At 69.1% G+C, this 10106-nt stretch carries 11 protein-coding genes, 1 tRNA gene and 1 pseudogene; 2 read left to right on the forward strand and 11 right to left on the reverse strand.

Translation table 11 applies throughout. The annotated features are described in order from the left end of the window. Nucleotides 1-124 precede the first annotated feature (124 nt). On the reverse strand, nucleotides 125-1969 hold the full coding sequence (locus ACFXBC_RS27220; RefSeq protein ID WP_385029840.1) for a putative bifunctional diguanylate cyclase/phosphodiesterase: 1845 nt from the start codon (nucleotides 1967-1969) through the stop codon (nucleotides 125-127). A 351-nt stretch (nucleotides 1970-2320) separates the two neighbouring features. Between ACFXBC_RS27220 and ACFXBC_RS27225 the strand changes: the two genes are divergently transcribed. Next, a complete protein-coding gene (locus tag ACFXBC_RS27225; protein ID WP_385029843.1) occupies nucleotides 2321-3544 on the forward strand; it encodes a M6 family metalloprotease domain-containing protein in 1224 nt (407 codons plus the stop codon). Nucleotides 3545-3669: 125 nt separating this feature from the next. Here ACFXBC_RS27225 and ACFXBC_RS27230 read toward each other — a convergent pair. The 4 genes and pseudogenes from ACFXBC_RS27230 to ACFXBC_RS27245 form a co-directional block, all read right to left on the reverse strand. Next, nucleotides 3670-3743: transfer RNA gene (locus ACFXBC_RS27230), tRNA-Lys, on the reverse strand. Beyond that, complete coding sequence (locus ACFXBC_RS27235) at nucleotides 3734-4321, reverse strand: bifunctional DNA primase/polymerase (protein WP_385029922.1); 588 nt, start codon at nucleotides 4319-4321, stop codon at nucleotides 3734-3736. Before ACFXBC_RS27235 ends, ACFXBC_RS27230 begins: the two co-directional genes overlap by 10 nt. Nucleotides 4322-4815: 494 nt before the next feature. Continuing rightward, nucleotides 4816-5154, reverse strand: a complete 339-nt coding sequence (locus ACFXBC_RS27240; RefSeq protein WP_385029925.1) for a hypothetical protein — start codon at nucleotides 5152-5154, stop codon at nucleotides 4816-4818. 270 nt (nucleotides 5155-5424) lie between these two features. Beyond that, a pseudogene (locus ACFXBC_RS27245) lies at nucleotides 5425-5820 on the reverse strand (transposase family protein); the annotation flags it as partial. A gap of 168 nt (nucleotides 5821-5988) precedes the next feature. Between ACFXBC_RS27245 and ACFXBC_RS27250 the strand changes: the two are divergent. Further along, nucleotides 5989-6315 carry a hypothetical protein gene (locus tag ACFXBC_RS27250; protein WP_385029846.1) on the forward strand — a complete coding sequence of 109 codons (327 nt, stop codon included), beginning with the start codon at nucleotides 5989-5991 and terminating at the stop codon, nucleotides 6313-6315. A gap of 524 nt (nucleotides 6316-6839) precedes the next feature. Here the strand turns inward: ACFXBC_RS27250 and ACFXBC_RS27255 are convergent. From ACFXBC_RS27255 to ACFXBC_RS27280, 6 genes are all read right to left on the reverse strand, one after another. Further along, nucleotides 6840-7046 carry a DUF397 domain-containing protein gene (locus tag ACFXBC_RS27255; RefSeq protein ID WP_385029848.1) on the reverse strand — a complete coding sequence of 69 codons (207 nt, stop codon included), beginning with the start codon at nucleotides 7044-7046 and terminating at the stop codon, nucleotides 6840-6842. 175 nt (nucleotides 7047-7221) lie between these two features. Beyond that, nucleotides 7222-7380 carry a hypothetical protein gene (locus ACFXBC_RS27260; RefSeq protein ID WP_385029851.1) on the reverse strand — a complete coding sequence of 53 codons (159 nt, stop codon included), beginning with the start codon at nucleotides 7378-7380 and terminating at the stop codon, nucleotides 7222-7224. 556 nt (nucleotides 7381-7936) lie between these two features. Next, entirely contained in the window at nucleotides 7937-8794 is an 858-nt protein-coding gene (locus ACFXBC_RS27265; protein ID WP_385029854.1) for a helix-turn-helix domain-containing protein, read from the reverse strand. Continuing rightward, complete coding sequence (locus tag ACFXBC_RS27270) at nucleotides 8778-9287, reverse strand: DUF6879 family protein (RefSeq protein WP_385029857.1); 510 nt, start codon at nucleotides 9285-9287, stop codon at nucleotides 8778-8780. The genes ACFXBC_RS27265 and ACFXBC_RS27270 overlap by 17 nt, the downstream gene beginning before the upstream one ends. Continuing rightward, nucleotides 9271-9465, reverse strand: a complete 195-nt coding sequence (locus ACFXBC_RS27275; protein WP_385029928.1) for a hypothetical protein — start codon at nucleotides 9463-9465, stop codon at nucleotides 9271-9273. Before ACFXBC_RS27275 ends, ACFXBC_RS27270 begins: the two co-directional genes overlap by 17 nt. A gap of 165 nt (nucleotides 9466-9630) precedes the next feature. Next, nucleotides 9631-10106, reverse strand: a 476-nt coding sequence (locus ACFXBC_RS27280; protein WP_385029860.1) for an AAA domain-containing protein, incomplete at its 5' end; no start/stop codon positions are given.

The raw sequence follows: 10106 nt of genomic DNA on the forward strand, positions 1-10106 counted from the left end.
GACCTGTCACCGGGCGCCCTCCGCGCTGCTGTGGACCGGCCGACCGGGCTGCGCGTCGGTGCGGGAAGCCGGGCGCGCCGGGCTGTGGTCCGGCGGTCAGCCCCGTCGCAGCCTGCTCCGGGCGTCAGCCCCGCCGCGCGGCCGCGCCCGCGAGCAGCGCTCCGATCGCGTCGGGCGCCACCGCCCGTGAGTACAGATAGCCCTGCCCGGTGTCACAGCCGATCCTGCGCAGCCGGGTCGCCTGTCCGGCCGTCTCGACGCACTCCGCGGTGACCGTGAGGCCCAGCCGGTGCGCGAGCTGCACCAGCGCCTCGACGATCATCTCGTCGGCCGGGTTCGGGTGGGTGCCCGCGTCGTAGCGGAAGCCGCGTACGAACGACCCGTCCAGCTTCAGTACGGACACCGGCAGCCTGCTCAGATACGCCAGGTTCGAGTAGCCGGTGCCGAAGTCGTCGATGGCGATCCGCACGCCCATGTCGCTGAGGTCCTGGAGCGCCTGCAGCGGGCGTCCCGTCGACCCCATCACCGCCGACTCGGTCAGCTCCAGCTGGAGCAGGTCGGGCGCGAGACCGGTCTCGGCGAGGATCCCCGCGACATCGGCGACCAGATCCGAGTCCCACACCTGCCGTACGGCGATGTTGACGCTCACGAACAGCGGGGGGCGGGAGGGGTGTTCGAGCTGCCAGGCTCTCGCCTGCCGGCAGGCGGTGCGCAGCACCCAGGTGCCGAGCTGGACGATGGAGCCGTCCTCCTCGGCGAGACCGATGAAGCGGTTCGGTGTCAGCCGGCCGAACTGCGGGTGGTCCCAGCGGACGAGGGCCTCCACACCCTTGGGCTCCCCGTCCGTCAGGTCCACCAACGGCTGGTACTCCAGCAGGAATTCACCGTCGTCCACGGCGGGCCGCAGCGTGGACGACAGTGCCTGACGGGTCATCCGGTGCGCGTTGCGCTCGGGGTCGAAGAGCGTCCAGCGCGCCTTGCCGTCCGCCTTCGCCCAGTACAGCGTGGTGTCGGCGTCCTGCATCAGGCCGGTGGCGCTGGTGCCTTCGGCGAGCCGCTCCACCACCCCGATCGACGCGGAGACCGAGAGCCGCTGACCGCCGAGGTCGAACGGCTCCTGGAGCGCGGCCAGTACGGAGGCCGCGAGGCCGGCGAGCTGCTCGGTGCCGGTGGAGTCCTCGACCAGCAGGGCGAATTCGTCCCCGCCGAGCCTGGCCACCAGATGCCCGCTGCCGCCGCTGTCCTGCCCGTGGCCGGACTGGTCGGCGCAGTCGGTCAGCCGGGCGGCGACGACGCCGAGCAGCCGGTCGCCGAAACGGTGGCCGAGCGTGTCGTTGACAGCTTTGAAGCCGTCGAGGTCCAGATAGCAGAGCCCGATCCGCCCGGTGCCCGGCCGCTCACGCGCCGACGGGTCGAGGGCCGCCGACAGCCGCTCGAAGAAGAGGGTGCGGTTGGGCAGCCGGGTCACCGGGTCGTGCATCTGGAGGTGGCGCAGCCTGGCCCGGAGTTCCCGGCGGTCGCTGACGTCGGCGACCGAGAGCAGTACCTGCGAGCTGTCGGGGAAGGGGGCGACGCTGACCTCGGCCCAGAGCGAGTGGCCGTCGGCGTGCTTGAGGCGGCGGGTGCAGCGGAAGCTGGAGCGGCGGCCCCGGAGCACCTCGCGGTACGCGGCCCAGGTGCGGGTGTCCGCCGAGAGGTCCACCAGGCGGGCCGCGGTCTGCCTGGCCAGCGCTGCGGGCTCGGCCCCGAGCAGCCCGCCGAGTGCGGCGTTGGCGGATACGACCAGCCCTTCGCGGTCGACGACGGCCATGGCGAGCCGCGCGGTGTTGAAGGCGGCGCGGTAGTCGTTCAGCTCGGCCGCGGTTCGCCCGATGGCCTGACGCTCCGTGACCGGCGGCCGGACGGACCCCGGCGCCGGGCCGCGTCCTTCAGGGGTTCCGTTCACGGCTGGCTCCCGTGGTGCAGTCATCTCGAAAGGTGGGCTCAGGGTCTGTCGGCCGGGCGGTGGAGAAACGCCGGATGCGCGTGTCCACAGGGGAAAGTGTGCCGATCATAGAGGTTGAAGCAAGGACCGTTCCAGCCTCGTTGGCGCACGGTGGTCGCTCCCGCGCCCAAGGGTGATCGTTTCTGCGCGGCTGTGGTCCGGGGGCTTTCTGACGTGATCGGTTGTGACTTTCCGTAAAGGTCCGGGGTGTCGGCCCGGTCACTCGCCTGGGGCAGCTGGACAGGGCATAAACATATAAATCGGCCCAGGGTGGGTGGGGTGTCCCGCATCCCGAACCCGGAGGTCCACGTGCAGCGTGCGCAGGCGCCTGTGCGAGTGGACCGACGCCGTCTGCGGCAGGCCGGCGCCATCCTGGTCTCCTTCATGGCGCTCGCCGCGACCTCCCTGGTCGCCGGGCCGGCGGTCGCCACCGTGGGCGGCGCCGGACCGTGCGCGCTGCCGCGCGCCGACGTCCACCACTCGGTCGGACTCGACAGCTGGAACTCCGCCTACCCCCGCCCTGTCGGCGCGCTCGACGCCGTCATGATCTTCCTGTCCTTCCCGGGGGCCGTACCGGACACCACCCCGCAGGAGCTGGCGGCCGACTACTTCCCCGCGACCACCACCTTCTTCCGGCGGGCCTCGTACGGGAAGTTCACGCTGCGGCCGCATCCGATGCAGCGGTGGACGATGATGCCGAAGCCGGCCTCCGCCTACGCGATACGGCGCGACTGGAGTGCGGGCGAGCGCGACGCGTATCTGCGGGACGCGGTGGCCGCGGCCGATCCGGCGGTGGACTTCAGCAAGTACGACCTCGTCTATCTGATCGCCGACCCGGACGCACCGGGCGTCGACTCGGACGCCACGAAGGTGGTCAACCTGGATGTCCCCCTGCGCGCCGACGGTACGGACATCCGGCGCTTCGTCACCGGCTTCGAGCGGCATCCGCCGGACCGCAATGTGCTGGCCCACGAGACCGGACACGTCTTCGACCTGCCGGACCTATACCACCGTCCGTCGGACGACAAGGGCGACTGGGACACCTATGTGGGCGACTGGGACGTCATGGGCAGCCAGTTCGGGCTCGCGTCCGACTTCTTCGGCTGGCACAAGTGGAAGCTCGGCTGGCTGGACCGGCGGCAGATCGGCTGTGTACGGGGGACCGCCCCCCAGATGTTCACCCTGGAACCACTGGAGGAGGTCCCGGCGCCCGGTACCGACACGACCGGGACCCGGCTGCTCGTGCTGCGGACCGGATACGAGAGCGCCCTCGTCATGGAGGCGCGCACAGCGGCCGGCAACGACGCCTCGACCTGCTCGGAGGGGGTCCTCATCTACCGGGTGAAGGCGGAGCTGGCCTCCGGTGACGGGCCGATCCGGGTGGTCGACACCCACCCGCACAGCTCGGGCTGCTGGGGGCAGTCGGTCTACCCGCCGCTGGCCGACGCACCGCTCGGGGTCGGTGAGACCTTCACTGTCCCCGGCAACGGGACCACGGTGGAGGTGGCGGACCGTACGCCGTCGGGAGCCTGGACCGTCAAGGTCACACCGGTCGTATGAGGCGTCGGTGGTACGTGCGTACCTCGCCCGCCCCCGTCACAACACCCTCGTCACAACACCCCCGTCACAACACCTTCGGCGCAACGAAGAAGCCCCCCGCTTCCGCGAGGGGCTTCTTCCGTCTGTGCGCCGCCAGGGACTCGAACCCCGGACCCGCTGATTAAGAGTCAGCTGCTCTAACCAACTGAGCTAGCGGCGCCTGCTGACGTCGTAGACCTTAGCACCCTGACCGGCGCGGGGAAAAATCGATAAGCCGCCCGCACGCACCGCCGGAGCCGCGGCCGCGCGCGCCGCGCGGACGCAGGCCCAGAGCAGCACCTCGGGGCCCGGCAGCCAGGGGTGGCGGGTGTCGGGAGCCACCAGCCAGCGGGGGCTCGGCCCGGAATCGGGGGAGGTCAGCGACGGTACGGTCACCGCGTCCCCGGTGCCGTGGCAGAGCAGCGGCGGCACCGCGTCGCCCCACTCCTCCCAGTGCAGCAGGGACGGCAGCCGCTGGGCCGTGCCGGGGGCGGCGAAGAGCAGCGTCCGGCCGCGGTGACCCGCGACCGGGCCCGACCCGGGGCCCTCCGACCACAGGGTGTCCAGCATCCGGCGGCCGAAGATCGCGGGCACATTGACCACGTCGAAGACCGAGCCGCAGTCAAGCACGGTCGGAACGGTGGGCCGGGACTCCCAGAGCGAGAGCGCGCTGCGCGGGTGCGGGGCGGCGGAGGCGAGCCATGTGGCACCGGCCGGGGTGACCGCCGTGGCGTGCTGCCCGTCCTGCTCGTCCAGGATCCGGCTGAGCCCCGCGGCGGCACGGCTTCCGGAGAGACGGATGGCCGAGCCCTGTGAGTCGGCGCCCCCGGCGCCCGGGACCTGGAAACCGAAGCCGCCCCCGGTGCCGGGGCCCCTGCTTCCCGGGCCGCCGCTCTTCGGGACCCTGTTGCCCGTGACCCTGTTCCCCGTGGCCCTGCTTCCCGGGCCCCGGAGGCCCTGACCTCTGCCGGAGGGGTTTCCTGCGCCGTTGTCGTCCCGCTGCCATGCGCTCATGCCGACCAGGTCTACCCGGAGTGAGGGCGCCGCTCCGCTGGGTTGGCGGAAATCGGGACAGGCGGGGGCGGGAAGGCGTATCTTGCCCCACTCCCTTGCCTAACTCCCTTGCCCACCGGTCTTGCCTGCGGGCCCGGTCCACGGGCATATGACCCGGCGGCGCGCTGGGCGTCGGCCTCGCGTGGGGTCGGCCCCGTGCCAGGTCGGCCCCGCGTCAGGGGCGGGGTACCGGCCCCTCGTCAGGTCGGCAGGCCGCGCAGCAGGTCCCGGCCGAACTCGACCATCTTCTTCGCGTAGTCCTCGGTCCACTGCGCACGCTCGGCGATGTCCGCCGCCGTCAGCCGGTCGAAGCGGCGCGGGTCGGCGAGCTGCGCCGCGGCCATCGCCTGGTACTCGACCGCCCGGTCCGTCGCCGCGCGGAAGGCCAGGGTCAGCTCAGTGGCACGGCTGAGGAGCACCGCCGGATCGTCGATCGACTCCAGGTCGAAGAAGTGCTCGGGGTCGGCGGTCGCTTCGGAGGGCTCGAAGAGCAGCGGCGCAGGCCGCGGCTTCCGCTCACGCTGTTCTGGCTCCGCCATAGGTGTCTCCTGCTCTGCCGTGCCGTGCCGTTTCGTGCCGTTCGGTGCCGTGCCGTGCTGTTCCGTGCCATGCCGTGTCTTCCGGCGGCCCAGCGGCCCGGCGGTTCCGGTCTCCGGGTGGTGGTGCGGTGCGCGGTTCTCCGTCGTTGGTTTCCGGCCACCGTCCATTGTCCCGCCCCGCGCAAGAGGCCGTCCCGCATTGACGACAGGCCCAGCACGGCAACACCGGCCCTCAGGGCGCCGCCCACCGCACCTGGTGCTCCGCGAGATGGTGATACGGCTGGTAGAGCATCGCAGTTTGCGCATGAGCCGCCAGGTTTTGAGGGTGGCCATGGCCTGTTCGACGAGTGCACGGATCTTCGCGTGTGAGCAGTTGACGGCCCGCTGACCAGGGTCGGCGGCGATCCGGTCGATCGGCGGCAACGTGCCGTCCAGGATCACGAACGCTTTGCCGGAGGCTGTCCTCACCGGGTCGGTGGGGGTTGGAGCCAGAGCGGCCAGGATGTCGACGGCCTCGGCGACGTACCGGTAGGCGGTGGTGGTGCCCACACCGAATCCGGCGGCGAGCTGGGCATAGATATGGCCGCATCGTAGATGAGCCAGCACGAGCAGCGCCTGCCGTCCGGCGGCCAGCCGGCGCCATCGTGTCCCTTGCGCAAGACGACGTGCGACACCGATCCATTCGTGTCCGCGTCGTGCTCGGCTACCTGTGAGCCGGGCGCGAGCTGGATTCGGCCGAGCTCGCGGCGCAGGGTCGACTCGGACTGCCTCCGGTGTGCTCAGGCGTTCCTCGACCACCCCGCTCCGTTCTTCGACCCCCTGACCACCGTCCGAGTGCCCTCGTGGTCCCGCGGACGGGTCGTACTGCTCGGGGACGCTGCGGCGGCGACAGCCCTGCTGGGCGACGGGTCCAGTATGGCGATGGCGGGCGCGTACGCCCTCGCGGAAGAGCTCGCCGCCCATCCCGGTGATCACGCCCGCGCCTTCGCCGCCTACGAGTCGCGGCTCCGCCGTGAGGTGGGTCCGCGGCAGCGACGCGTCGGTCTGCTCTCCAGGCTCATGGTGCCCCGCACCCGGCCGGGCCTCGCGGTGCGCAACACGGTGGCCGGCGCGGTCGGCCGCACGAACCGGATCGCCTCTCGCGAAACCGCGAACCGGTAGACCGAGCCCGCACCGACCGGTCACCGCTCGGTGCACAGCTCCGCGACAGCTCTCAGCCGGGTCGGCGCCGCCACGCCCGACGAGGGCGGCTCGGCGTGGTAGGTCATCGCCGATGCGGCAGGTCGAGCGTGACTACACACAGCGCGCCACGGTCGTTCGGATTAACGCTTACCGCCCCGCACCCGTTCGGGCCCCCGCACCCGAACCGGCGAAGGGGGCACCCGCTCCCGGCCCCGCCGTTGCGGACAACCCGTTCCGTGCCTTGCTCTGAACCCGGTCGAACAAACCAGAGAACGCCCCTGCTGATTAAGGCGGGGGCGTTCGTTTGTTGCTCAGCGACGGAGCTCCCGGAATGCGTCCAGCGTCCGTAGCGCTGACATACGCATCGGCCGGTATCCGGGGCAGCTTCGCTCAGTTGGCAGTTCCCACACTTTCCAGCACGACAGGCAGCGCGCCACTCCGGAGTGCTCCGGATCGTGCTCCACGCTGCCACCACACTGGGGGCACTGCTGCATGATGACTCCCTACGCGGCTACGTCGAACTCCCCCAGCTTGGCACCGCTCAGGAAGTCGGTCCACTCGGAGGCCGTGAACTCAACAGTCTGGCCGTTCACGGTGCTACGGACTGCCACCTTGCCGGGGACGTTGGTCGCGACCTCCACACAGCGAGGGTCGTTGTTGTTGTACTGGCACGCGCTGGACGTGTGGAACTCGAATACGGGAACGGACATACGTGGTGCCTCTCTTCGTTGGAGTGGTGCATTGCACTTGCGACCGCCCCGGCGGCACTCGGGCTGTCCTGGATCGTGATCCAGCGGGGCGGGGCTTACGCCGCCCCTGCGGGATTCCGAACAGAAACGGGGGAGAGCCCGTTGCGGTTGAATCCAGCAGAGACGGAGAACGGGGTCAGCCGGTCTTCGGAGCGCCGTTGATGCGGTCACGCATCCGGACAAGAAGATCAGCCTTCTGGGCGTGTTGTTTGTTGGTGTTCGCGTCGTCCTTGTCGCACAGGGCGTTGTTCTTCGTGCTTCCCTTGGGCTTACGCACATGAAGCGGCCTGCTCATGACCCTGCGCCTTTCTGCCGAAGGCGAAGGCGGGCCCTGCCGCCCGACCAAGAAGCCATCTCACCATCGGGTCGGATCCAACTCCCCGCCCGCACACACGGGGCAGGCGGCCTTGAATGCGCGGCGGCATGTGGGACATCCCTCGAACCCGCAGCAAACCGGGCACCAGATCGAACGGTGACCCGTGCACACCCCGCAGTAGCTCGCCGGAGCCCTGGAGGGCTCCACAATCCGGAGTGGCTGTCCGGCTTGCCGACGGACACGAGGCTCCTCCGCCGCCTGTGCGAGAGGGGCGGTCACTTCTTCCCCGCCATGCCCCTGTGCGGATGTCGCCGCATCTCCACATTGCAGTCAGAGACTTTCGAGCCATCACCGATCGCGTGAGCCGCTGCCCGTTCCTTTTCCAACGCCTCGCATACGTCGCATCCCTTGGCAGGCTCCGCAGGATCGGAAGGTGGCTGCAAATAGATCGGACCGCTCATCGTCGTGGTATTCATCTGGTCCCCTCGCTTCGCGTGGAAACCATTCTCAACCCATTTCTAAGTGTTAAGCGCCATCAGTCACGTTGTTGCATAAAGTCGTCTGAAGCATTCCTGAGGAACGCGGTTGCTTCAGCATCTCTCAGTGCATGACTAAGGAACAGGTCAAACAAATCGAGGTGTTGGGAGATGTCCCGAGGGTCACGCATGACGACTTCCCCGGAGAATAGTTCGACGGTCACCAGGCGGTCGTCATAGATCACGAACACGTTCAGCGGAGTGCCCGGGACCTCGGCGCTCTGCGGAACAATCGCGATCTCTACGTTCGGCTTCAGGGACACATCCGCCATGTGGGCACACTGCGCGGACATAGCGGCAGGGGTGGCCCGACGCCACCTCACGGCCTGCTCAGTCAGCAGGAATGCGAACGAACGGGAGCGGTCGTCCAAGACCGTCTGCCGTTCCATTCGGGCCTGTACGGCCCTCTGCACGTCCCGAGCGGGATCACTGGAAACAGTCTTGGAAAGGGTTTGTTCTGCGTACGCGCGGACGTGTAGGAGCGCGGTGGGAATCGCGGGGAGGAAATGCCTCATGACCCGCGACGATGCTTCAAGTGCCTTCAGCTCAGCTTGCTTCTGATACAGGCCGACGCGGGCATGCGTACGCCAGGATGCGTAACTGACGTTCGCCCGGCGGGCCATCCGGAGGAGTTCCCCGGCCACCTCCCCGGGCACTTCAAGGGCAGTCAGAATCCGCTCTACGTCGATCACGGTCGGTAGAGCGCGGCCGGTCTCAATCCGGCTGACCTTTGTTTGGCTCATATCGCAGCGAACGGCCAACCGTTCACCGCTCAGGCCGGAAGCCCGGCGGAGCTCCCGAAGGGCCTCCGCCAAGTCCTTCCGCTCTCTTGCTTGATGCTCAGGCTCGATACTCACTGAATGAAACGGCACTTCCCAAGGCAGTGTCCCGCCAACCGATGTACTTACTGATGTCCGGTGATTCGATCAGTTCCCGATTGATCTGCGTTCCATCTTGCCGGTAGTTCAGGTGGACCACGGTGGTTTCGTCGAACATCCAAAAGTCTTGGGCCGGTAGCCCCAAGTCCCGATCTGTGACGTCCAGGACGCGGATGTCCTCCCCGGCATGGATGTTGCCGGGGATGCCCCAGGCGAACTGATATCGCTGGTAATCCGTCAGCGGCTGCCGTACAAGGCGCACCCTACCGAAGGACTTCCCCGCCGCCACGGCCTCCCGAACGGTCGCATGCCACGCCGCGTTGTGGGTCTCCGGCTTGGGCTCCCCCTGAAGGAAGCGCGCCAAGCTTTCCGCCTCTGCGGGCATGGTGTACGTGGGCTGTACCTCGAAGCGCCATGCCGAACGCTTGAAGTCCCGGAAGTGCGCCTGCCACTGGTCACCATCCAAGAGCACGGAATGCCTCCCTCAGTACGTGTTCAGGGATTGTCACGAGCGCTTCCCCGTCCGGGGTGGTGTGGTTGGTCAGGTAGCCCTGTACGGCGATCGTGTTCGGCTGGTCGGTAGTGAAGATGTTGGCGCAGTCACCGGAGTCGCAGTCCGGGTCTTCCCCGGCAATCTTGACCAGCTTCATGTCGTCCACGTGATCCCCTCCCCTTGCTGTCGTCAGCAAGTTACGAAGGGTGTTGCCCGTCTGCAAGGGTGATCAGACCTCCAGTCACGTTCTCGCATAGACCTGTTGCCCCTGGCAGTGGGTTGGCATGTAACCAACACATGACCAATAGTGGCCCGGTGCAGGTCAGGGGCGCCACTTCACGCGATGCGCCTGCCAGTGGTCCCACGTGGACAACATCGCCTCCCAGCCGTCCGGGAACTTCACCGTCACACCCAGCTGCACCGGCTCCGTCGACGGATGCTCGTCGAGCAGCTCGGCCACCCCCTCACGGCACACCACGATGCAGGCATGCCGGTGCCGTGACGCCAGGACGCAGAGCCTGCCCGTCTCCAGATGGAACGCCGTCGCGTCCGGGCGGCCCGACAGCGGATGCAGCACCACCGTGACGTCGAACTCCCGGCCCTGGAGGCGGTTGGCCGTATCGACGGCCACCCCCGCCACCCCCAGCTCCGTGAGCGCCGCGCGGACCGCCGCCGCCTGATCGCGGTGGGCGGTGCCGACCGCGATACGGTCCGCCGTCAGCGGCACCGGGTCCGGGGGCAGCGCGGGGCCCCCCGCGCCGCCCCCGGGGCGGCGCCCCCCCCCCCGGGGGGGGGGGG

The sequence above is a fragment of the Streptomyces sp. NPDC059398 genome, from assembly GCF_042751845.1.
Classification (GTDB): Bacteria; Actinomycetota; Actinomycetes; order Streptomycetales; family Streptomycetaceae; genus Streptomyces.

Coding starts and splice junctions, on each gene's coding strand:
- ACFXBC_RS27220 (WP_385029840.1), bottom strand. CDS start 1,969: ATGACTGCACCACGGGAGCCAGCCGTGAACGGAACCCCTGAAGGACGC.
- ACFXBC_RS27260 (WP_385029851.1), bottom strand. CDS start 7,380: ATGAGCAGGCCGCTTCATGTGCGTAAGCCCAAGGGAAGCACGAAGAAC.
- ACFXBC_RS27255 (WP_385029848.1), bottom strand. CDS start 7,046: ATGTCCGTTCCCGTATTCGAGTTCCACACGTCCAGCGCGTGCCAGTAC.
- ACFXBC_RS27240 (WP_385029925.1), bottom strand. CDS start 5,154: ATGGCGGAGCCAGAACAGCGTGAGCGGAAGCCGCGGCCTGCGCCGCTG.
- ACFXBC_RS27275 (WP_385029928.1), bottom strand. CDS start 9,465: ATGAAGCTGGTCAAGATTGCCGGGGAAGACCCGGACTGCGACTCCGGT.